Source organism: Pseudomonas sp. Seg1, from assembly GCF_018326005.1.
Lineage (GTDB): Bacteria > Pseudomonadota > Gammaproteobacteria > Pseudomonadales > Pseudomonadaceae > Aquipseudomonas.
In genome coordinates this window covers 470,149-493,157 of sequence record NZ_AP021903.1, presented here as the reverse complement: position 1 = coordinate 493,157, position 23,009 = coordinate 470,149, and the positions used below count along the sequence as shown (strand labels likewise).

Here is a 23,009-nt window from a genome sequence, read left to right as displayed (position 1 = left end):
CTTATTAACCTTTAAGCTGAGCCAGGGCGCGGTAATCCGCTCCCAGCGTGGCCTGTAGAACCTCTTTCGGATAATCGGCGGTCACTACCGCTTCGCCCATCCGGCGCAGCAGCACCAGGCGCAGACGACCGTCGATCACTTTTTTGTCGATTGCCATGTGTTCGAGAAAATCGGCCTCGCTCATCTCTTCAGGCGGGATCACCGGCAGACCGGCGCGCTGGAACAGACGAATGCCGCGATCACGCTCCTGCTCGCTGATCCAGCCGAGACGCGCGGACATCTCCAGCGCCATCACGGTGCCAGCCGCCACCGCCTCACCATGCAACCAGACACCATAGCCCATGTGGGTCTCGATGGCGTGGCCGAAGGTGTGGCCGAGATTGAGCGTGGCGCGTACGCCGGTTTCTTTTTCATCGGCACCAACCACAGCAGCCTTGGCCGCGCAGGAGCGCTCGATGGCATACGTCAGAGCCTTTTGATCCAGTGCACGCAGGGCGTCGACATTGTCTTCGAGCCAGGTCAGGAACGGCTCGTCGCAGATCAGACCGTACTTGATGACTTCCGCCAGACCCGCCGACAGCTCGCGCTCTGGAAGGGTTTTCAGGGACGCGGTATCGATCAGCACGACGTTCGGCTGATAGAACGCACCGACCATATTCTTGCCCAGCGGATGGTTGATCCCGGTCTTGCCACCCACCGACGAATCGACCTGGGACAACAAGGTGGTAGGAATCTGGATGAAATCGACGCCGCGCTGGTAGCAAGCCGCAGCAAAACCGGCCATGTCGCCGATCACACCGCCGCCGAGGGCGATTACGGTGGTGCGGCGGTCATGACGAGCGGTCAGCAAGCCGTCAAAGATCAGTTGCAGGGTTTCCCAGTTCTTGAAGGCTTCGCCGTCAGGCAAAACCACGGAAATCACCGAAAACTGCGAAAGGCTGCGAGTCAGACGTTCGAGATAGAGCGGCGCAACGGTCTCGTTGGAGATGATTGCCACCTGCCGCCCATGAATATGCGGCGCCAGCAGCTCGGGCTGATCCAACAAACCTTCGCCAATATGAATCGGGTAGCTGCGCTCGCCTAAATCGACCTTGAGTGTCTGCATGTGTCCCCACAGTGAAGATGGAAAGCAGGCGTCCTGCCCTGAATTATTGGTTGTCTGCGGCCTATAGCGGGTATGACGCCGCTCGCACGCCATCCGCCACAACCTCGGCGGGCGGTGACAGGACGCCGAGGATAGCGCATTTCAGGCGATGCTTTAACGGGGAGGAAGCTGCGCCAGGCGGTCGAGAATGTCGAGCACGACCATGCGCGGCGGCCGTTCGTCGGTTTCCACCACCAGATCGGCGATTTCCCGATAAAGCGGATCACGGATCGCGAGCAGATCACGCAGGGTTTTCGCCGGATCGGCAGTGCGCAGCAACGGCCGGTTGCGATCGCGGGAGGTGCGGCCAACCTGCTGTTCGACGGAGGCGTGCAGATACACCACGCGACCGCCCTCATGCAGAGCCTTGCGATTGGCGTCACGCATCACCGCACCGCCGCCGGTCGCCAGTACCACGCCGTCGAACGCGCACAGCTCGGCGATCATCGCCTGCTCACGATCGCGAAAGCCGGGCTCGCCTTCCTTGTCGAAGATCCACGGGATATTGGCGCCCGTACGCAGTTCAATTTCCTTGTCGGAATCTTTGAACGGCAGGCGCAGCTCTTTGGCCAGTAATCGGCCGATGGTGCTTTTTCCAGCCCCCATCGGTCCTACAAGAATCAAATTTCGCACAGAATCAACGACTCACAGCAATCGCCTGGTTATTCATGATACGCGGAGTGAGAAATACCAGCAGCTCGGATTTTTTCTCCGAAACCACATCACGCCGGAAAAGGCGGCCAAGATACGGCACATCGCCAAGAAATGGCACCTTATCTACGACCTTGCTTTGAGTATTTGAGAAAACGCCCCCAATCACGATGGTCTCGCCGTCGTTTACCAGCACTTTGGCGTTGACCTCGTTCTTTTTGATCGGCGGTACATCCTGCACTTTGTTCAGATAATCAGGCTCGTCCTTGGTGACCTTGACCTCCATGATGATGCGGTTGTCCGGGGTGATCTGCGGCGTCACCTCCAGCGACAGCGAAGCTTCCTTGAACGACACCGAAGTGGCGCCACTTGAGCTGGCCTCCTGATAAGGAATTTCGGTGCCCTTGAGGATCTTCGCGGTCTCCTTGTCGGAAGTCACCACCTTGGGCTGCGAGACGATTTCGCCATTGCCGGTTTTCTCCATGGCAGTCAGCTCAAGATCGAGCAAAACGTTGTCGGTGATGAAGGCAATGCCAATCCCCGAAGTATTGTTGACGGTGCCCATGTCGACGAACGGCGAATTGGTGCTGGTGCTGCCCGGGGTGCCGATGGTGGTCGACGAGCCGTTACTGACGCCGGAAGTGTTCCAGTTGCCCTTGTTCTGGATCGACCCACCCCAGCGCACACCCAGGCTCTTGTCGTAATCGACGTTGGCTTCGACGATTCGCGCCTCGATCATCACCTGACGCACGGGAATATCCAGTTGCGCCACGATTCGCCGTAGTTCGTCGAGCCGGTCCTGAGTCTGGTAGGCAATGATGTTGTTGGTTCGCTCGTCGACGGTGATCGAGCCGCGCTCGTCGATTTTCGCTTCGGCGCTGGTCACCGACTGGAACAGCTTGGCGATGTCGGCAGCCTTGGCGTAGTTCACCTGCAGCAGTTCACGGCGCAGCGGCGCCAGTTCGGCGATCTGTTTTTGCGACTCCAGTTCCTGGCGCTCGCGGGCGGCGATTTCGTCTGCCGGGGCGACCAGCAGCACATTGCCGATCTTGCGCTTGTCCAGCCCCTTGGTTTTCAGCACCAGATCCAGCGCCTGATCCCATGGCACATTTTGCAGACGCAGAGTGATGCCGCCCTGCACCGTATCGCTGGCCACCAGATTGAGGTTGGTGAAGTCGGCGATCAGTTGCAGCACCGAGCGCACGTCGATGTCCTGAAAATTCAGCGACAGCTTGTCGCCGACGTAGGCCTGACGATCGGCGTTGCGCTTTTGCAGATCGTCGACGGTCATCGGACGGATGCTGACGGTCAACTTGTTGTCGGTCTGGTAGGTGGAATAGTCGAAGGTACCGCTGGGCTCAACGGTAATGATCGCGCGATCGCCTGTTGCAGCAGCGTTGACGAACTGCACGGGCGTGGCGAAATCCTTGACGTCGAGGCGTACCCGCAGCTTGTCGGGCAATTGCGTGCGGGCGAAGCTGAGGATGATCTTGCCGTCATGCTCCTGAATATCCGGAGCGATGGTCGGGTCGGACAGGTCGATGACCACATTGCCTTCGCCTGCGGTGCCGCGCTGAAAGTCCACGCCGCGAATGGCTTTGGTTTTCGGCACGAACGCTTTGGCGGGAGCCCCTGCCGCAGTCGCGCGCACTGGAGCAACAGCGGCGGGACGGGGAGCGCTTGCCGGCGCCCCCTGACCGACCACCACGAACAGATTGTTGCCTTCGACTCGCGTGTTGTAAGGCGCTGGCTGGGTAAGATTGACGATCAGCCGCGTGCGATCCTTGGCCTCAACCACCGTGGCCGTGCGTGCGTTGCCACTGCCCAGATCGAGGTTCTTGCTGGCCAACTGACTGGCGACCCCGAGCAGATCCAGCGCGATTCGCGCCGGTGAATCGGTGGTGTAGCCCTTGGGCTGCGGCGGCGGGCCATCGAACGACAGCTTCAGTTCGACGCGGTCACCCGGCAACGCCGCCACGTCCAGCGTCTTCAGATTGGCCGCGAGTACCATCGGCGACATCAGCGCTATCCATAGCGAAAAACCGAGGGTGGAGAAAATCCTGTTCATTGTTCGACTTCCACTATGAGTGCTCTTTCAAAGGAATGGTGCGCGGACGTTCCAGCCAGGCGCCTTCGCCGTCGGGGACGATTTCGACCACATCGACCTGAGTGGCGCTGATGGCCACGATGCGACCGTCGTTGCGCCCCAGGTAATCGCCGACTTTCAGCCGATGCACACCGCCAGCTCCACGCAACAGCGCAAAAGAGCCAGTGGCGTTGGCAATCGTGCCGACCATCTCGAACTGCTCGATGTTGAAACCTTCGAGGTATTGCTTGACCCGATTGGGGTCCGGTTTGACGTTGCGCGAGCCGTGCCTTTGCCCGGCCAGATCGACGCGCACCTGGCGCGAAAAGGGACTGCGCAGGTTGGCGGCGCTGTAAGTAAAGGTCGGGTAAGAGCGGAATGTCGGCGTGGGCTCGATCTTGCCCGCCGAGCGCAACCGCACTTCATTCATGTAGGCATCGAGATCGCTGAAATCATCGCCACCACCACAACCGCTCAATGCCAGCAACACCACTGCCAGTGCGAAATAACGAGTCGGGCTCATTTCTGCAGCCCCTTGTCGTTATAGCGGTACGTCTTGGCGAGGATGCTCATGCGCAGTTTCGGCCCGCCTTCTTTATTGGCCGGCGCCAGTTCGAAGTCGTGCAGGGTAACGATGCGCGGTAAACCGGCCACACCACTGACGAAAGTGGCGAGGTCGTGATAGGCGCCGGTGACGGTGATCTGGATCGGCAGCTCGATGTAGAACGGCTGGGTGACCTCCGGAAGCAGTTTGATTTCTTCGAACTCAAGGCCGCTGCCCAGCCCGGTACGCGTGATGTCTTCCAGCAGGCCCGGTACCTCGGTGTCGCTAGGCAACTGTCGCAGCAACACGCCGAAGGAGTTTTCCATCTCCTTCATCTGTTGGGTGTACAGCTCCAGATTGGCGGAAATATGCGCCTTGCTGGCGAACTGCTCCTTGAGCGTGGTTTCCTCCTCGCGCTTGAGCTCAAGCTGGTTTTCCATGTCACTGATGAAAAAGTTATAGCCAAGCGCCAACACCAGCACCATCAACAACGCCCCGGCGATGGCTTTGACCGCGCCTGGCCAAGAGCCGATGTTGCTGGTGTCGAGGTCGTTGAAGTCGATGTTGCGCAAGCTTTCCAGCCAGTCGGACGGTTTCATTGCTCGCCCTCCAGCGTCTTCGGCTGAGTCTGACGAACGGTCAACTGAAAGACATTGGCTTGCTCAAGCTGATCGGCAGAAGTCGCTTTGACTTCGTTCAGGCTCGGCGCATCGAACCAGTCAGAGGCGTCCAGATTGCGCATCAACTCGGAGACACGATTGTTCGACTCGGCGGCGCCACTGATCGAAAGGATTTTTCCGGCCATTTTCACGTCAGTGAAATAAACGCCGTCCGGCAGCGTTCGCGCCAATTGATCGAAGATACGCCCGCTGACCTGCCGGTTGCCCTGCAGATCCTGGATGATGCGCATGCGCTCGACCAGTTGCTGGCGGTGCGCCTTGAGGTCACTGATCTGTTTGATCCGCTCGTCGACTACGGCAATCTGCTTGCCTATGTAATCGTTGCGTGCGACTTGCCGATCGATGGCGGCGCTGACGATCTGGTCGGCGATAAACACCGCCCCCACCGAACCGGCCACTACGCCGATCAACGCCAGCAGGAAGCGTTTGCGCCGCTCTTCGCGGCGCTCCTCGCGCCAGGGTAAAAGGTTGATCCGCGCCATCAGTCGAAACTCCTGAGCGCGAGCCCGCAGGCAATCATCAGGGCCGGCGCGTCACTGGCCAGGGCTCCGGCGTTGACCTTGCTGCTCAAGGCCATGGCGGAAAATGGATTGGCCACTTGCGTCGGCGTGTCCAGGCGCTGCTCGATCAAGCGATCCAGCCCCGGCACCGACGCCGTGCCACCGGCGAGCAGAATGTGATCGACCGCGTTGTACTGCCCGGAAGCGAAGAAGAATTGCAATGAACGCGACACCTGTTGCACCAGTGCTTCGCGAAACGGCTGCAGCACATCGCTGACGTAGTCGTCAGGCAGGCCGCCCTGCTTTTTCGCCAGCCCCGCCTGCTCGATTGTCAGGCCATAACGACGCTGGATTTCCTCGGTCAGTTGCCGGCCGCCGAACAACTGCTCGCGGGTGTAGATGATCTTGCCGTTGTGCAGGACGCTGAGGGTGGTCATGGTCGCGCCTATGTCGACCACCGCCACCGTCAGGCGCTGTTGCGACGCGGCCAGTTGCGTTGCGAGCAAGCCGAACGAGCGCTCCAGCGCATAAGCCTCGACATCGACCACGCGCGCGGTCAGCCCGGCGAGTGCCAGCGCCGCTTCACGGACTTCGACGTTTTCCTTGCGGCAGGCGGCGAGCAGTACGTTGACTCGCTCGGGGTTGCGCGCAGAAACGCCCTGGACTTCAAAGTCGATGGCGACCTCGTCCAGCGGATAGGGAATGTATTGGTCGGCTTCGATCTTGAGCTGATTTTCCAGCTCGTCGTCGGACAGCCCGGCGTCCATTTCGATGATCTTGGTGATCACGGCAGAACCGGCCACCGCCACCGCGACGCTCTTGACCCCGGTGCGTGCCTTGACCAGCACCCGGGTCAGAGCCTGGCCAACGCCTTCGAGTTCGGCGATGTTCTTTTCGACCACGGCGTTCGCTGGCAATGGCTCCACCGCATACGCCTCGACCCGGTAGCGATCACCCTGACGGCTCAGTTCCAGCAGCTTCACTGACGTGGAGCTGATGTCGATCCCCAGTAACGTATTGGTCTTTTTATTGAAGAGTCCCAGCACTACCAATTCCCTATGACTTTCCGTGAGTTACGGACTCTGTAATACGCATTGCGTTCCTTCACCCCGTCTTGACAGAAGCGCAAATGACGCCCCCAGCAGAAAAGTGCTTATAATGCCCAGCGATTTTTTCCGCTTTTTACTGCCTGCGCGGATGGCTCTGTGTGTTGCCGGAGCCCCGTCGCCAAATTCATTCTTGCCCTGGATGTCCAAACGCCTTGATTCGTCTGCTGAAATTTTTCGGTTGGTCCATCGTCGCCGTTTTCTGCGGACTGCTTTTAGGTCTCAGCGGCGCGTATCTTTACCTTAGTCCGGGTTTGCCATCCGTGGAGGCTCTGAGAAGCATTCAGTTGCAGATTCCTCTGAGGGTCTACAGCAGCGATAACAAGTTGATCGCAGAATTTGGCGAAATGCGCCGTACACCGATCCGTTTCGCCGACATTCCACCCAATTTCATCAATGCGTTACTAAGTGCTGAAGACGACAATTTCGCCAACCATTACGGCGTCGATCCAAGCAGCCTGATGCGTGCCGCGACCCAACTGGTCAAGAGCGGGCACATTCAGTCCGGCGGCAGCACCATCACCATGCAGGTGGCGAAGAACTTCTTCCTGACCAGCGAACGCAGCTTCTCGCGCAAAACCACCGAAATTCTTCTGGCCCTGCAGATCGAACGACAGTTGACCAAGGACGAGATCCTTGAGCTGTACGTCAACAAGATCTATCTGGGCAACCGCGCCTATGGCATCGAGGCGGCGGCGCAGGTGTATTACGGCAAGTCGATCCGCGACGTCAGCCTGGCGCAGATGGCGATGATCGCCGGCCTGCCGAAAGCCCCTTCGCGCTTCAACCCGTTGGCCAACCCGGCGCGCAGTAAAGAACGTCGCGACTGGATCCTCGGCCGCATGTACAAGCTCGGCAAGATCAGCGAGGCGGACTACACCGCCGCGATCAACGAACCGCTGAACGCCAGCTATCACGTGCCGACCCCGGAAGTGAACGCCCCGTACATCGCCGAAATGGCCCGTGCCGAAATGGTCGGCCGTTATGGCAGCGACGCTTACACCGAAGGTTTCCGCGTCACCACCACGGTGCCGAGCAATCTGCAGGAAATGGCCAACACCGCCCTGCACGAAGGTTTGATGACCTACGATCAGCGCCATGGCTACCGTGGCCCCGAGTCGCGCCTGCCGGGCAAGACCCGTGAGGCCTGGGCCAACGAACTGACCAAGCAACGCACCATAAGCAGTCTGGAACCGGCAATCGTCACGCAGGTCGAGAAGAACGGCCTGCAAGTGCTGACCCGCACCGGCGAGGAGCATGTGGCCTGGGACACGATGAAATGGGCCCGTCCATTCCTCAATACCAACAGCATGGGCGCCAACCCGCGTCAGCCGTCGGATGTGGCTCAGGTCGGTGATCTGGTTCGCGTGCAGCGCCAGAAGGACAACTCGCTGAAGTTCAGCCAGATTCCTCAGGCGCAAGGCGCGCTGGTGTCGCTGGATCCGCAGAACGGCGCGATCCGCTCGCTGGTCGGTGGTTTCGCTTTCGAGCAGAGCAACTACAACCGCGCCATGCAGGCCAAGCGTCAGCCGGGTTCGAGCTTCAAGCCGTTCGTCTACAGCGCCGCGCTGGATAGCGGCTACACCGCTGCGACGCTGGTTAACGACGCGCCGATCGTGTTTGTCGACGAGTATCTGGACAAGGTCTGGCGTCCGAAGAACGACACCAACACCTTCCTTGGTCCGATCCGTCTGCGTGAAGCGCTGTACAAGTCGCGCAACCTGGTGTCGATCCGCCTGTTGCAAGCCATGGGCGTGGGCAAGACCATCGACTACATCACCCGCTTCGGCTTCAACAAGCAGGACCTGCCGCCAAACCTGTCGCTGGCGCTGGGCACCGCGACCCTGACGCCGATGGAGATCGCTACTGGTTGGAGCACGTTTGCCAACGGCGGCTACAAGATCACCCCGTACATCATCGACAAGATCGAAAGCCGCAATGGCGACACGCTGTTCGTCGCCAACCCGCCAACCGTGCCGCAGGGTGGCTCGGCCACTGATGGCATTGCGGCGCCAGCCAATCAGTCGTTTACCGTCAACGCCGCACCGGTTCCGGGTGAAGCCCCGGGTGCTGCAGCAGCGCCACAAGCGCCGGCAGTGGCCGAGCGGATTGTCGACGGTCGCACCACGTACATCCTCAACAGCATGTTGCAGGACGTGATCAAGCTCGGCACCGGCCGTCGCGCACTGGCTCTAGGCCGTAGCGACATCGCCGGTAAAACCGGTACCACCAACGAATCGAAAGATGCCTGGTTCTCCGGTTACAACGCCGATTACGTGACCACGGTGTGGACGGGCTTCGACCAGCCGGAAAGTCTCGGTCGTCGCGAGTTCGGCGGCACCGTGGCACTGCCGATCTGGATGAATTACATGGGCGCTGCACTGAAGGACAAGCCGCCTCACGTCCAGCCTGAGCCGGAAGGTTTGCTGAGCCTGCGAGTGGATCCGGTCAGCGGCCGTGCGGCGACGCCGAGCACGCCAGGGGCGTACTTCGAGCTGTTCAAGTCTGAAGACACGCCACCCTCGGTGAATGAGCTGGGTAATGGCACCGCGCCGGGCAGTCCGTTGCCGGCGGATGAACAGGCGCCGATCGATTTGTTCTGATCCCGAACCGACAAAAAGCCCCGCCTTCGTGAGAAGTGCGGGGCTTTTTTATACCTACCGGATTTGCAGCGGATGTACTGACCCCATCGCTGGCAAGCCAGCTCCCACAGTGTTTGTGAAGCCTGCGCGATATCCCCCTCACTTCACCTTTTGTGGGAGCTGGCTTGCCAGCGATAGGGCCGGCAGACCCGACACAAATTCTTCAGATAAACAAAAGCCCCGACTCTCACGAGCCGGGGCTTTTGTTTGAAGCGCTACAACAGCTTAGCCGTTGAACACGTCATCCACGCTTTTCAGCGGGTAGTTCTTCGGATACGGCAGGGTGGCCACACCGGTCTCGATTGCAGCCTTGGCCACAGCGTCGGAGATCAGGGTGATCAGGCGCTTGTCCATTGGCTTCGGAATGATGTACTCACGGCCGAATTCCAGCGGAGCACCACCGTAGGCATCGCATACGTCCTGTGGAACAGGCAGCTTGGCCAGTTCACGCAGGGCGTTGGCGGCAGCCACTTTCATTTCTTCGTTGATGCGCTTGGCGCGAACGTCCAGTGCACCACGGAAGATGAACGGGAAGCCCAGTACGTTGTTGACCTGGTTCGGGTAGTCCGAACGGCCGGTGGCCATGATCACGTCGCTGCGGGTGGCGTGCGCCAGTTCCGGGGAGATTTCCGGATCCGGGTTCGAGCAGGCGAACACGATCGGGTTGGCCGCCATCGACAGCAGGCCTTCAGCGCTCAGCAGGTTCGGGCCGGACAGGCCGACGAATACGTCAGCGCCTTGCAGAGCATCAGCCAGGCTGCGCTTCTCGGTGGCGTGGGCGAATACGGCTTTGTACTGGTTCAGGTCGTCACGGCCGGAGTGGATCACGCCGGTACGGTCGACCATGAAGATGTTTTCGATGCGTGCGCCCATGCTCACCAGCAGCTTCATGCAGGAGATGGCAGCAGCGCCGGCGCCCAGGCAGACGATTTTCGCTTCCGGCAGGGTTTTGCCGGCGATTTCCAGGGCGTTGATCATGCCCGCAGCGGTCACGATCGCGGTGCCGTGCTGGTCATCGTGGAATACCGGAATGTCGCACTGCTCGATCAGAGCACGTTCGATCTCAAAGCACTCAGGGGCTTTGATGTCTTCCAGGTTGATACCACCGAAAGTGATGGAGATGCGTTTTACGGTGTCGATGAAGGCCTGCGGGCTTTCGGAATCCACTTCGATGTCGAAAACGTCGATGCCGGCGAAGCGCTTGAACAGCACGCCTTTACCTTCCATCACTGGCTTGGAGGCCAGTGGGCCGAGGTTACCCAGACCCAGAATCGCGGTGCCATCGGAAATGACTGCAACCAGGTTGCCCTTGCCGGTGTATTTGTAGGCCAGTTCAGGATCGCGAGCGATCTCACGCACTGGTTCAGCTACGCCGGGGCTGTAGGCCAGCGACAGGTCGCGGGCGGTAGCAGTGGCCTTGGTGAGCTCGACACTCAGCTTCCCTGGACGAGGATTGGCATGATATTCGAGAGCGGCAGTTTTCAGATCAGACATTTTGGCATTCCGCTTTTTACTGTTGGACAGACTGGTCAGCGAGGATACGCGCCTCGCAAAGTCCCCACAAGACTGAGCAGTCACCCCTGTCAAGCGCCCTGTCCTACGACTTTGGGCCAAGAGCCACGGCGCACAAGGGCTTGACTGTTCACAATCGAAAGAAAAAATGTCTACAATTTTTCTTCAGCGGGTACTTTGAAACATCGAAGGATCAGTCAGTGGCAGCAACCAACGCGGTTGACCCGCCTGTAATCCTCCGCGCCGCGAACGATCCACCACCCAGCCACGAGCCTCGATCTGCTTGCCCTTCAGAGATTGCAGGCGAGCATTGTCAAATTGTCCGACCAGATTGGGTGCAACGCGCAATACAAGTGAGTCCTGCAACTCGATCCAGATTCCACCGCGATTGCGCTGCACCTTGCTCACACGACCGCTGACCACAGCAAAACCCGAGCGCTGGATCTGCTCTGCTTTCAGTACAGGAGACTGCCGCCAGATGCCCCGCCCCGCCTGACGCGCGCTGCGCTCGGCGGCTTGCTGACAGGCAACCAGATCGACATTCGGCGCCACAGCGACCTGAAAGCCCAGGCCATCGGCGAGCATTTGCGCTTCGAGACTGGCGCCGCTGACGTTATAGAGGTGAGCGAGCGTACGCCCGTAATGGTCTTTGACTTGCTTGCCGAGGCGCAAACCGACTCGTCCGCCGCTATCGGCCACCAGCGCCTCAAGGCGTTTGCGCGCCGCCACGGCAAACGGTTCATCGCTGCGACCCTGCTTGCCCAGTTCAGGCGTGTTGAGGCCGATCATGCGCACACTGCGACCGTCGGTCAGGCGCACGGTATCGCCATCGATCACGCGCTGCACCGTCACCGTGGTCAGTTCCGAAGGCGTCGGGCAGAAGGCCTGCGCGCCGGACAGCCAAATCGCGGACATAAAAAAGGCGCCCGCGAGGGACGCCTTTTTCAGCAGTGAGGAAAAGCCCACCGGGCTCTTCAACCTTACTCTGCTGCTGGAGCAGGTTTCTTGCCGAAAGCACCGAAACGGTCGGCGAAGCGCTGAACGCGGCCGCCAGTGTCCAGAGTCTTTTGCTTACCGGTGTAGAACGGGTGGCATTCGTTGCAAACGTCGATCGCCAGAGGCTTGGCCAGGTTCGAACGAGTTTCGAACTTGTTGCCACAGCTGCAGGTAACTGCGGTGACTTCGTATGTTGGATGAATATCAGCTTTCATGATGTCTTCCTCAGGCTAGCGTGCCGCCACTCAACACTATTGTTGAATACCGCACGTAATTAGGCCGCGGATTCTACCAGACAATGTCAATCGCGCAAGCTGTCCCTTAGACCGACCGTCTGCTAGGCTCCCGACCCAATACGCGATCCTCTGTAGGAGCGAGCCTGCTCGCGAAAACGATCTATCAGCCAGCATTTTCTTCGCCTGACACACCGCTTTCGCGAGCCGGCTCGCTCCCACAGGCTATTTACACAGTCCTTTTAATCGTCCGTTGATAGAGATCCCCCCGCGTGCCCGACGCCATTCTGCGCCTTGCCTTGCCATCGCCCTTGCGCCGCCTGTTCGACTATCGAGCGCCGGTGGGCGTGCTGCGCGAGCAATTACAACCGGGCATGCGTCTGCGCGTCCCGTTCGGCCGGCGCGAGATGATCGGGATTCTGGTCGAGGTCACCGACACCAGCGAAGTGCCGGTGGAAAAACTCAAACCGGCGCTGGCCCTGCTTGATGCCACGCCGCCGCTGCCGCCAGCGCTGTTCAAACTGTGTCTGTGGACTTCCCAGTATTACCAGCACAGCCTCGGCGACACCTTGAGTTGGGCACTGCCGGTATTGTTGCGTCAGGGCGAACCGGCCGAGGCCCGGCAGGAACGTTTCTGGTCAGTGGTGTCGGGCGCCAGCGTTGATGACCCGCGTATCGCCCGCGCACCGCGCCAGCGTGAGGCGCTAACCACATTGGCTCAACACCCGCACGGTGTCGCCCATCAGTTGCTGAGCAAACTGATGTTGAGCAAGGACAGCCTCGATCTGCTGCTGGCGAAAAATCTGGTGCAAGTGGAAATCCGCCGTCATGCACCGGGCGCACGCCATGAACATTGGCTCGCGCAACCGGAGTTGCCACTCAATGCCGAACAACGCGCCGCCTATGAAGCGATTCGCGCCGGCTTCGACAGTTATCACGCCTTCCTGCTGGCCGGCGTCACCGGCAGCGGCAAGACCGAAGTCTATTTGCAGTTGATCCGCGAAACCCTTGAGGCCGGCAAACAGGCGCTGGTGCTGATCCCGGAGATCAACCTCGGCCCGCAGACCCTCGCCCGCTTCGAACAGCGTTTCAATGCGCGCATCGCCCTGCTGCACTCGGCGGTCAATGATCGCGAACGCCTCGACGCCTGGCTCGCCGCACGCGATGGCGAGGCCGACATTATTATCGGCACCCGTTCGGCGCTGTTCACGCCGATGAAGAATCCGGGCCTGATCATCATCGACGAAGAACACGATGGCTCTTATAAACAGCAGGAAGGTCTGCGCTACCACGCCCGCGATCTGGCACTGGTAAGGGCGCGGCAGGAAAACATCCCGATCGTCCTTGGCTCCGCGACGCCATCGCTGGAAAGCCTGCATAACGCCTACACCGGCCGTTATGGCCTGTTGCGCCTGAACGAGCGCGCCGGCGGTGCCAAGCAGCCGCGCTTCCTGCGCCTGGACGTGAAAAGCCGTCCGCTGGACAGCGGCATTTCCGGGCCGATGCAGCAAGCCATCGGCCAGACATTGGCGAATGGGCAACAGGTGCTGGTGTTCCTCAACCGTCGCGGCTTTGCGCCAACGCTGCTGTGCCACGATTGCGGCTGGATGTCCGAGTGCTCGCGTTGTGATGCGCGAATGACCGTGCACCAGCGCTACGGCGAACTGCGCTGCCACCACTGCGGCAACGTCGAACGCACGCCGCGCCAGTGCCCGAAGTGCAACAAGGTCGATTTGCGCCCGGTGGGTGCTGGCACCGAGCGCGCCGAAGAGCGCCTGGCGATCCTCTTCCCCGATTACCCGGTGCTGCGGGTCGATCGCGACAGCACTTCGCGCAAGGACGCGATGAATCAGTTGTTCGCAACGATTCAGAAAGGCCAGCCGTGCATCCTGGTCGGCACGCAGATGTTGGCCAAGGGGCACCACTTTCCACGGGTGACGCTGGTGTCGATTCTGGATGCCGACGGCGGATTGTTTTCCGGTGACTTCCGCGCCAGCGAACGCATGGCGCAGTTGATCGTGCAGGTCGCCGGGCGTGCCGGGCGGGCAGAAGAGCCGGGCAAGGTGATCATCCAGACCCACCTCGCCGACCATCCTTTATTGGTGCAACTGACCGAACAGGGTTATTTCGCCTTTGCCGAGCAGGCCCTGAGCGAGCGTCGCGCCGCCGGGCTGCCGCCGTTCGCGCATCTGGCGTTGTTGCGTGCCGAAGCGCACAAGCCGGGGCAGGCTGAAGGTTTTCTTGACGAGGCGTGCAGCGAGGCCGAGCGTTTGCTGGTCGAGCAGGGGCTGAGCGGGATTGAATTGCTCGGGCCGGTGCCGGCGCCAATGGAACGACGCGCCGGGCGTTATCGCGCGCAGCTTTTGTTGCAGGCGACTGCACGGGCACCGCTGCATCGATTGCTCGCCAGTTGGCTGCTGGTACTGGAGCAGATGCCGAGTGGGCGGGCGGTGCGTTGGTCTTTAGATGTCGATCCGGTCGATTTGTATTGACCTGAAGATCGCCTTCGCGAGCAGGCTCGCTCCTACAAGGGATTGATGCCAGACACATAATGTTTAAACGCCGCAGATCCAATGTGGGAGCGAGTCTGCTCGCGAAAGCGGTCTATTTGTCACCACACATCCACATCCTGCCTGCTAAGGTTGGCAAGCCCGTCTTCGCAACGGATAATGCCCAGTTTTTCCACCCGCGCATCGATGCGCCGCCGCGCTTGCGGTCGAAAGAGAAGACCATGAAAGACACCATTCGCCAGCTGATCCAACAAGCCCTCACCCAACTCGTCAACGAAGGTGTGTTGCCTGAAGGCCTGACGCCGGCGATCCAGGTGGAGAACGCCCGCGACAAGACCCACGGCGACTTCGCCAGCAACATCGCGATGATGCTGGCCAAGCCTGCTGGCATGAAACCGCGCGACCTGGCGGAAAAAATCATCGCCGCACTGCCGGCTGACGAAAACGTCACCAAGGCTGAAATCGCCGGCCCGGGCTTCATCAACTTCTTCCAGAACACTCAGGCTCTGGCTTCGCGCCTCGACGCCGCGCTGGCCGACGCCCATGTTGGCGTACGCAAGGCTGGTCCTGCGCAGCGCACCGTGGTCGACCTGTCGGCGCCGAACCTGGCCAAGGAAATGCACGTTGGCCACCTGCGCTCGACCATCATTGGTGACGGCGTGGCCCGCGTTCTCGAATTCCTCGGCGACGAAGTGATCCGTCAGAACCACGTCGGCGACTGGGGCACCCAGTTCGGCATGCTGATGGCCTATCTGCAGGAAAACCCGATCACCAGCGACGAGCTGTCCGATCTGGAAAACTTCTACCGCGCCGCCAAGCAGCGTTTCGACGAGTCCGAAGAATTCGCCGACCGCGCCCGTGGCCTGGTGGTCAAGTTGCAGGCCGGCGATGCCGAGTGCCTGGCGCTGTGGACCAAGTTCAAGGACATCTCGCTGTCGCACTGCCAGAAAATCTACGAACTGCTCAACGTCAAACTGACCATGGCCGACGTGATGGGCGAAAGCGCCTACAACGACGACCTGATCAACGTGGTCAACGATCTGAAAGCCGCCGGCATGCTGGTCGAGAGCAACGGCGCCCAGTGCGTGTTCCTCGACGAATTCAAGAACGCCGACGGCGACCCGCTGCCGGTGATCATCGTCAAGGCTGACGGCGGCTACCTGTACGCCACAACCGACCTGGCGGCCGTGCGCTACCGCAGCGGCAAGCTGAAAGCCGATCGCGCGCTGTACTTCGTCGACCAGCGTCAGGCCCTGCACTTCCAGCAAGTGTTCGCCGTGGCGCGCAAGGCCGGTTTCGTGACCCATCCGATGGAAATGGAACACATGGGCTTCGGCACCATGAACGGCGCCGACGGCCGTCCGTTCAAGACCCGTGATGGCGGCACCGTGAAGCTGATCGACCTGCTGACCGAAGCGCAGGAACGTGCCTACAACCTGGTGAAAGAGAAGAATCCGGAGCTTGCCGAAGACGAACTGCGCAACATCGCCAAAGTCGTCGGCATCGGCGCGGTGAAATACGCCGACCTGTCCAAGCACCGCACCAGCGACTACAGCTTCAACTTCGACCTGATGCTGAACTTCGAAGGCAACACCGCGCCGTACCTGCTGTACGCCTACACCCGCGTCGCCGGTGTGTTCCGCAAACTGGGCAAGGACTTCAGCGAAGTCGACGGCCAGATCGTTCTCGACGCGGCACACGAGCAAGAGCTGGCAGCGAAACTGGCGCAGTTCGGCGAAGTGCTGAACAACGTGTCCGACAAAGGCACGCCGCACATTCTCTGCACCTACCTGTATGACGTCGCCGGTCTGTTCTCCAGCTTCTACGAGAACTGCCCGATCCTCGCCGCCGAAACGCCGGCCCAGATGCAGAGCCGTCTGCGCCTGGCCGCGCTGACCGGCCGCACCCTCAAGCAAGGCCTGGAGCTGTTGGGTCTGGAAACTCTGGAGCGTATGTAAGTTGGCTGCCAAGAAAAAACCTGCACCCAAGCGTGGCGCCAGCCGTTACCAAGCTCCTGCGAAGCAACCGATTCCGGGTTGGCTGTGGATGGCCATCGGCCTGACGGTCGGTGCGTTCATCGTGTTCCTGATGAAGCTGGAGCCGGGCAAGGGCAGCGACACGGTCAAGCGTGAGAAGGTCGAGCAGGCGCAACAGCAGAAAGCGTCGAAGATCGCCGAGGCCAACAAGACCCCGCCGAGCCCGACGCAACCGGTGAAGCCGAAGTACGACTTCTACACGCTGCTGCCGGAATCGGAAGTGATCGTGCCGCCGGACGCCGTGCCGGAGAAAACCCTGCCGACACCGCAAGTGCCGACGACTCCCGTCACTCCGGCGGAAGCGGCAAAAATCGACACCGCACGCGCTCAAGCGGCACTGGCCGGGATTACCCCGCCGCCAGCGCCACCGGTGGCCAAAGCGGCGCCGGTGACGAAGTTCTTCCTCCAGGCCGGCTCGTTCCGCAAAGAGACGGATGCCGACAAGGTCCGTGCGCAGATCATTCTGCTCGGTCAGGCAGTGGCGGTTGAGTCCGGCACGGTCAAGGATGAAACCTGGTATCGCGTTTTGGTCGGCCCGTTCAGCAACCGCGAACAGCTGACCACGGCGCAGAAACAACTGGCTGGCGCCGGTTTCAGCAACCTGTTGTTACAACAACGCCAGAGCCGCTGACAGTTCCCCGTGGGCACCTCACTCCGAGGCTGCCCACAATCACTGTGGTGAGGGGATTCATCCCCGACCGGCTGCGCAGCAGTCGTAAATCCAGCGTTCGCGGTGTGTCAGTCTTACCGCCATTGCAGGATTCAGGGGCGCTTCGCGCCCCATCGGGGATAAATCCCCTCGCCACAGTCATCACACACCATTCGTCTCCCATTGACCCTCCCGGTTGAAATCCTCTCCACCACCCCCATATGAATGGGCATAAGGCATTTTCGCCCTGCAGTGTGGAGACTCTTCCCTTGACCACCATCGTTTCAGTCCGCCGCCACGGCAAAGTCGTCATGGGCGGCGACGGCCAGGTTTCTCTCGGCAATACCGTGATGAAAGGCAACGCGAAAAAAGTGCGTCGCCTGTACCACGGCCAGGTCATCGCCGGTTTCGCCGGTGCCACCGCCGACGCCTTCACCCTGTTCGAACGTTTCGAAGGCCAGCTTGAGAAACATCAGGGCCACCTGATCCGCGCCGCCGTCGAACTCGCCAAAGAATGGCGCACCGACCGTTCCCTGAGCCGCCTCGAAGCCATGCTCGCGGTCGCCAACAAGGACGCCTCCCTGATCATTACCGGCAACGGTGACGTGGTCGAACCGGAGAATGGCCTGATCGCCATGGGCTCCGGCGGCGGCTACGCACAGGCAGCAGCCAGCGCCCTGCTGAAAAAGACCGATCTGTCGGCCCGGGAAATCGTCGAAACCGCCCTCGGTATCGCCGCCGACATCTGTGTATTCACCAACCACACTCAGACCATTGAGGAGCAGGATCTCGCTGAAGAAGCCTGATACGGCCCCTGCGCCACGGCTTTTTTCTGCTTGAGGACCGCCAATTATTATGTCCATGACTCCCCGCGAAATCGTCCACGAACTCAACCGCCACATCATCGGCCAGGACGATGCCAAGCGCGCCGTCGCGATTGCCCTGCGCAACCGCTGGCGCCGCATGCAGCTGCCTGAAGAGCTGCGCGTTGAAGTGACCCCGAAGAACATCCTGATGATCGGCCCGACCGGTGTCGGTAAAACCGAGATCGCCCGTCGTCTGGCGAAACTGGCCAACGCGCCGTTCATCAAGGTCGAAGCGACCAAGTTCACCGAAGTCGGCTATGTCGGCCGTGACGTCGAATCGATCATCCGTGATCTCGCCGATGCTGCGATCAAGATGCTGCGCGAGCAGGAAATGACCCGCGTTCGTCACCGCGCCGAAGACGCCGCCGAGGACCGTATCCTCGACGCCCTGCTGCCGCCGGCTCGCATGGGCTTCAGCAATGAAGAAGCGCCAAGCTCGGATTCCAACACCCGTCAGCTGTTCCGCAAGCGCCTGCGCGAAGGTCAGCTGGATGACAAGGAAATCGAGATCGAAGTCGCCGAAGTGGCCGGCATCGAAATCGCCACGCCGCCCGGCATGGAAGAGATGACCAACCAGTTGCAGTCGCTGTTTGCCAACATGGGCAAGGGCAAGAAGAAGTCTCGCAAGCTCAAGGTCAAAGAAGCACTGAAACTGGTGCGCGACGAAGAAGCCGGGCGTCTGGTCAATGAGGAAGAGCTGAAAGCCAAGGCGCTGGAAGCCGTCGAGCAGCACGGTATCGTGTTCATCGACGAGATCGACAAAGTCGCCAAGCGCGGTAACGTCGGCGGCGCTGACGTGTCCCGTGAAGGCGTGCAGCGCGACCTGCTGCCGCTGATCGAAGGCTGCACCGTCAACACCAAACTGGGCATGGTCAAGACTGATCACATTCTGTTCATTGCTTCCGGTGCGTTCCACCTGAGCAAACCGAGCGATCTGGTGCCGGAGCTGCAAGGCCGTCTGCCGATCCGCGTCGAACTCAAGGCCCTGACCCCGGAAGACTTCGAGCGCATTCTCAGCGAACCGCACGCCTCGCTCACCGAACAATACTGCGCACTGCTGAAAACCGAAGGCCTGAACATCCAGTTCCAGCCTGAAGGTATCCAGCGCATTGCCGAGATCGCCTGGCAGGTCAACGAGAAAACCGAGAACATTGGTGCCCGTCGTCTGCACACCTTGCTTGAGCGTCTGCTCGAAGAGGTGTCGTTCAGCGCCGGTGATATGGCCAGCACGCACGATGAGAAGCCGATTCTGATCGACGCGGCGTACGTCAACAGCCACCTCGGCGAATTGGCGCAGAACGAAGACCTGTCCCGCTACATTCTGTAGAGCGGCAAGCGGCAAGCGGCAAGCTACGGGCTGAGTTAAGCTTGCAGCTTGTTGCTTGCAGCTAAAGGCTGTTTCTATGATTCCTACCGACATCAAACTGCACAAAGCCTCGAAAACCCTGACGCTCACCTACGCGTCCGGCGAGGAGTACACCTTGCCCGCCGAATTCCTGCGCGTGCATTCCCCCTCCGCCGAGGTCCAGGGCCACGGCAAACCGATCCTGCAATTCGGCAAGCTCAACGTCGGTCTGAGCAAGCTGGAACCGGCCGGTCACTACGCACTGAAACTGACCTTCGACGACGGTCACGACAGCGGCTTGTTCACCTGGGAATATCTCTACGAGCTGGGGCGACGTCATGACGCACTCTGGGCCGATTATCTGGCCGAGCTCAAAGCCGCCGGAAAAACCCGCGATCCGGATGAGTCGATCGTCAAGCTGATGCTCTAGTCCGAGACTCTTGCTCTTTAGAGGGCATTTTCTAAATTCATCTGTTTGAATGCTCCGCTGCGTCGTCGAGGATCGGCCCGCTTGCGAAAAAAATTAAACTCGGGTAACCAATGGAGCTGGCAAGTTCCCTGCAGTGCTCTACGACTGTAAAGCAGCTATGCAGAATTAACGGTCACCCGAGCAGTAGTACCTGGCATTGGCTGTGGAACTGCACAGCAGAAAACCGGGTACTCGTCTCAGGACAATGGAGCGTCGTAGATGAGTAACAAGAATAACGATGACCTGAAGTACCAAGCCTCGGAAAACACCCTGGGGCTTAATCCCGTCGTTGGGCTACGCGGAAAGGATCTGCTGGCCTCTGCTCGTATGGTGCTGAAACAGGCCATCAAACAACCGATCCATAGCGTCAAGCACGTCACCCATTTCGGCCTCGAACTGAAGAACGTGTTGTTCGGCAAATCCGAACTGCAACCGGCCGGCGATGACCGTCGCTTCGCCGATCCTGCGTGGAGCCAGAACCCGCTCTACAAACGTTATCTGCAAACTTATCTGGCGTGGCGCAAGGAACTCCACGCCTGGATCGATGACAGCAGCCTGTCACCCAAAGACATCGCCCGTGGGCATTTCGTCATTAACCTGATGACCGAAGCCATGGCCCCGACCAACACGGCGGCCAACCCGGCAGCGGTCAAACGCTTCTTCGAAACGGGCGGCAAAAGCCTGCTCGACGGCCTCTCGCATCTGGCCAAGGATCTGGTCCACAACGGCGGCATGCCGAGCCAGGTCAACATGGGCGCATTCGAGGTCGGCAAGAGCCTTGGTGTCACCGAAGGCGCCGTGGTGTTTCGCAACGACGTGCTGGAGCTGATCCAGTACAAGCCGATCACCGAACAGGTTCACGAGCGTCCATTGCTGGTGGTGCCACCACAGATCAACAAGTTCTACGTTTTCGACCTCAGCCCGGACAAGAGCCTGGCGCGCTTCTGCCTGCGCAACAACGTGCAGACGTTCATCGTCAGCTGGCGCAACCCGACCAAGGCGCAGCGCGAGTGGGGCCTGTCGACGTACATCGATGCGCTGAAAGAAGCGGTCGATGTGGTCACCGCCATCACCGGCAGCAAAGACGTGAACATGCTCGGCGCCTGCTCGGGCGGCATCACCTGCACCGCCCTGCTCGGCCACTACGCGGCGATCGGCGAGAAGAAGGTCAATGCCCTCACGCTGCTGGTCAGCGTGCTCGACACCACCCTGGACAGCGACGTCGCGCTATTTGTCGACGAGCAGACTCTGGAGACCGCCAAGCGCCACTCGTATCAGGCCGGCGTGCTCGAAGGCAAAGACATGGCCAAGGTCTTCGCGTGGATGCGGCCGAACGATCTGATCTGGAACTACTGGGTCAACAACTACCTGCTCGGCAACGAGCCGCCGGTGTTCGACATCCTGTTCTGGAACAACGACACCACACGGTTGCCGGCCGCGTTCCACGGCGACCTGATCGAAATGTTCAAAAACAACCCACTGATTCGCCCCAACGCACTGGAAGTGTGCGGCACGCCCATCGACCTCAAGCAGGTCACCGCCGACATCTTCTCGCTGGCCGGCACCAACGACCACATCACGCCGTGGAAGTCCTGCTACAAGTCGGCGCAGCTGTTTGGTGGCAAGGTCGAGTTCGTGCTGTCGAGCAGCGGCCACATCCAGAGCATTCTGAATCCGCCGGGCAATCCGAAATCGCGCTACATGACCGGCGAAGAGATGGCGGCGAATGCCGATGACTGGCAAGAGAACTCGACCAAGCACACCGATTCCTGGTGGCTGTACTGGCAGACGTGGCAAGCCGAGCGCTCGGGCAACCTGAAAAAAGCGCCAACCAAACTCGGCAACAAGGCATATGCGCCAGGTGAAGCCTCGCCGGGCACTTATGTTCACGAGCGGTAACTGACACACCTCATTCCCCCGTGGGAGCGGGCTTGTGGTGAGGGGATTCATCCCCGATGGGTCGCGCAGCGGCCCCAAAACCTGCAATCGCGGCAACTATGATTCTCCGCGTTCGAGGGTGTGCGACTGCTTCGCAGTCGATCGGGGATAAATCCCCTCGCCACAGTGCCCGCTCCCACAAGGGATTCGAGGTGATATTGAGATTGACCCACAGGGCCTGAAGCATGCCGCAACCGTTCATTTTTCGTACCGTCGACCTGGATGGCCAGACCCTCCGCACGGCAGTACGCCCCGGCAAGCCTCACTTGACGCCCTTGCTGATTTTCAACGGCATCGGCGCCAACCTGGAGCTGGTGTTTCCGTTCGTCGCGGCGCTGGATCCGGACCTGGAAGTGATCGCTTTCGACGTGCCCGGGGTCGGCGGTTCTTCGACGCCGAACCGGCCGTATCGCTTTCCTGGCCTGGCCAAGCTGACTGCGCGGATGCTCGATTACCTCGACTACGGTCAGGTCAATGTGATCGGCGTGTCGTGGGGGGGCGCACTGGCGCAGCAATTCGCCTACGACTACCCCGAGCGCTGCAAGAAACTGGTGCTGGCGGCGACCGCTGCCGGTGCAGTGATGGTGCCGGGCAAACCGAAAGTGCTGTGGATGATGGCCAGCCCCCGGCGCTACATCCAGCCATCCCATGTCATCCGCATCGCGCCTTTGATCTACGGCGGCTCGTTCCGCCGTGACCCGACGCTGGCCGCCAGCCATGCGGCGAAAGTGCGTTCGGCAGGCAAGCTCGGTTACTACTGGCAACTGTTCGCCGGCCTTGGCTGGACCAGCATTCACTGGCTGCACAAGATCCATCAACCGACGCTGGTACTGGCCGGCGATGACGATCCGCTGATTCCGCTGATCAACATGCGCATGCTCGCTTGGCGCATTCCCAATGCGCAGTTGCACATCATCGACGACGGTCATCTGTTCCTGATCACCCGCGCCGAAGCGGTGGCGCCGATCATCATGAAATTCCTCCAGGAGGAGCGTCAACGCGCCGTGATGCACCCGCATCCAACTCCGCTCGGCGGTTAAGCCCTGCGGCAGGCTTTATGCAGGGCTTTTGTAGAAAGTGCGCGGCAGGACGCCGCGCAGGC

The 23,009-nt window shown here is 60.4% G+C and carries 19 protein-coding genes; 9 read left to right on the top strand and 10 right to left on the bottom strand.

Annotated elements, in window-relative coordinates:
- Nucleotides 1-4: 4 nt before the first annotated feature.
- From aroB to KI231_RS02095, 7 genes are all read right to left on the bottom strand, one after another.
- Nucleotides 5-1,105: a 3-dehydroquinate synthase gene (gene aroB / locus KI231_RS02125; protein WP_213027297.1), complete on the bottom strand. Its 1,101-nt coding sequence runs from the start codon at nt 1,103-1,105 to the stop codon at nt 5-7.
- A gap of 153 nt (nt 1,106-1,258) precedes the next feature.
- The gene (gene aroK, locus KI231_RS02120) at nt 1,259-1,777 is read right to left on the bottom strand and encodes a shikimate kinase AroK (protein ID WP_045122260.1); all 519 of its coding nucleotides are present in this window, start codon (nt 1,775-1,777) and stop codon (nt 1,259-1,261) included.
- 4 nt (nt 1,778-1,781) lie between these two features.
- A complete protein-coding gene (locus tag KI231_RS02115; RefSeq protein ID WP_213027296.1) occupies nt 1,782-3,863 on the bottom strand; it encodes a type IV pilus secretin PilQ in 2,082 nt (693 codons plus the stop codon).
- A 13-nt stretch (nt 3,864-3,876) separates the two neighbouring features.
- On the bottom strand, nt 3,877-4,404 hold the full coding sequence (locus KI231_RS02110; protein ID WP_213027295.1) for a pilus assembly protein PilP: 528 nt from the start codon (nt 4,402-4,404) through the stop codon (nt 3,877-3,879).
- Nucleotides 4,401-5,024, bottom strand: coding sequence for a type 4a pilus biogenesis protein PilO (pilO, locus tag KI231_RS02105; RefSeq protein ID WP_103305450.1), 624 nt, complete (start codon nt 5,022-5,024; stop codon nt 4,401-4,403). Before pilO ends, KI231_RS02110 begins: the two co-directional genes overlap by 4 nt.
- On the bottom strand, nt 5,021-5,587 hold the full coding sequence (locus KI231_RS02100) for a PilN domain-containing protein (RefSeq protein WP_213027294.1): 567 nt from the start codon (nt 5,585-5,587) through the stop codon (nt 5,021-5,023). Before KI231_RS02100 ends, pilO begins: the two co-directional genes overlap by 4 nt.
- Nucleotides 5,587-6,651: a pilus assembly protein PilM gene (locus KI231_RS02095; protein ID WP_213027293.1), complete on the bottom strand. Its 1,065-nt coding sequence runs from the start codon at nt 6,649-6,651 to the stop codon at nt 5,587-5,589. The genes KI231_RS02100 and KI231_RS02095 overlap by 1 nt, the downstream gene beginning before the upstream one ends.
- A gap of 218 nt (nt 6,652-6,869) precedes the next feature.
- On the opposite strand from KI231_RS02095, the gene KI231_RS02090 reads away from it, so the two are divergent.
- Nucleotides 6,870-9,314, top strand: a complete 2,445-nt coding sequence (locus tag KI231_RS02090) for a penicillin-binding protein 1A (protein ID WP_371919322.1) — start codon at nt 6,870-6,872, stop codon at nt 9,312-9,314.
- Between the two features lie 264 nt (nt 9,315-9,578).
- Here the strand turns inward: KI231_RS02090 and KI231_RS02085 are convergent, their stop codons facing one another.
- The 3 genes from KI231_RS02085 to rpmE form a co-directional block, all read right to left on the bottom strand.
- Nucleotides 9,579-10,847, bottom strand: coding sequence for a malic enzyme-like NAD(P)-binding protein (locus KI231_RS02085; RefSeq protein WP_103305454.1), 1,269 nt, complete (start codon nt 10,845-10,847; stop codon nt 9,579-9,581).
- Nucleotides 10,848-11,030: 183 nt separating this feature from the next.
- Complete coding sequence (locus KI231_RS02080) at nt 11,031-11,780, bottom strand: thermonuclease family protein (protein WP_502937255.1); 750 nt, start codon at nt 11,778-11,780, stop codon at nt 11,031-11,033.
- 65 nt (nt 11,781-11,845) lie between these two features.
- Nucleotides 11,846-12,076 carry a 50S ribosomal protein L31 gene (rpmE, locus tag KI231_RS02075; RefSeq protein WP_103305455.1) on the bottom strand — a complete coding sequence of 77 codons (231 nt, stop codon included), beginning with the start codon at nt 12,074-12,076 and terminating at the stop codon, nt 11,846-11,848.
- 290 nt (nt 12,077-12,366) lie between these two features.
- On the opposite strand from rpmE, the gene KI231_RS02070 reads away from it, so the two are divergent.
- From KI231_RS02070 to phaZ, 8 genes are all read left to right on the top strand, one after another.
- The gene (locus KI231_RS02070; RefSeq protein ID WP_213027291.1) at nt 12,367-14,586 is read left to right on the top strand and encodes a primosomal protein N'; all 2,220 of its coding nucleotides are present in this window, start codon (nt 12,367-12,369) and stop codon (nt 14,584-14,586) included.
- Nucleotides 14,587-14,825: 239 nt separating this feature from the next.
- A complete protein-coding gene (gene argS, locus KI231_RS02065; RefSeq protein ID WP_103307341.1) occupies nt 14,826-16,562 on the top strand; it encodes an arginine--tRNA ligase in 1,737 nt (578 codons plus the stop codon).
- A gap of 1 nt (nt 16,563) precedes the next feature.
- The gene (locus KI231_RS02060) at nt 16,564-17,271 is read left to right on the top strand and encodes an SPOR domain-containing protein (protein WP_103307342.1); all 708 of its coding nucleotides are present in this window, start codon (nt 16,564-16,566) and stop codon (nt 17,269-17,271) included.
- A 287-nt stretch (nt 17,272-17,558) separates the two neighbouring features.
- A complete protein-coding gene (gene hslV, locus KI231_RS02055; protein ID WP_003220875.1) occupies nt 17,559-18,095 on the top strand; it encodes an ATP-dependent protease subunit HslV in 537 nt (178 codons plus the stop codon).
- Between the two features lie 49 nt (nt 18,096-18,144).
- On the top strand, nt 18,145-19,482 hold the full coding sequence (hslU, locus tag KI231_RS02050; RefSeq protein ID WP_103307343.1) for an ATP-dependent protease ATPase subunit HslU: 1,338 nt from the start codon (nt 18,145-18,147) through the stop codon (nt 19,480-19,482).
- 76 nt (nt 19,483-19,558) lie between these two features.
- Nucleotides 19,559-19,930: a gamma-butyrobetaine hydroxylase family protein gene (locus KI231_RS02045; RefSeq protein WP_103307344.1), complete on the top strand. Its 372-nt coding sequence runs from the start codon at nt 19,559-19,561 to the stop codon at nt 19,928-19,930.
- 258 nt (nt 19,931-20,188) lie between these two features.
- On the top strand, nt 20,189-21,868 hold the full coding sequence (gene phaC / locus KI231_RS02040) for a class II poly(R)-hydroxyalkanoic acid synthase (protein ID WP_103307345.1): 1,680 nt from the start codon (nt 20,189-20,191) through the stop codon (nt 21,866-21,868).
- A gap of 224 nt (nt 21,869-22,092) precedes the next feature.
- The gene (gene phaZ / locus KI231_RS02035; RefSeq protein ID WP_007909378.1) at nt 22,093-22,947 is read left to right on the top strand and encodes a poly(3-hydroxyalkanoate) depolymerase; all 855 of its coding nucleotides are present in this window, start codon (nt 22,093-22,095) and stop codon (nt 22,945-22,947) included.
- Nucleotides 22,948-23,009 lie beyond the last annotated feature (62 nt).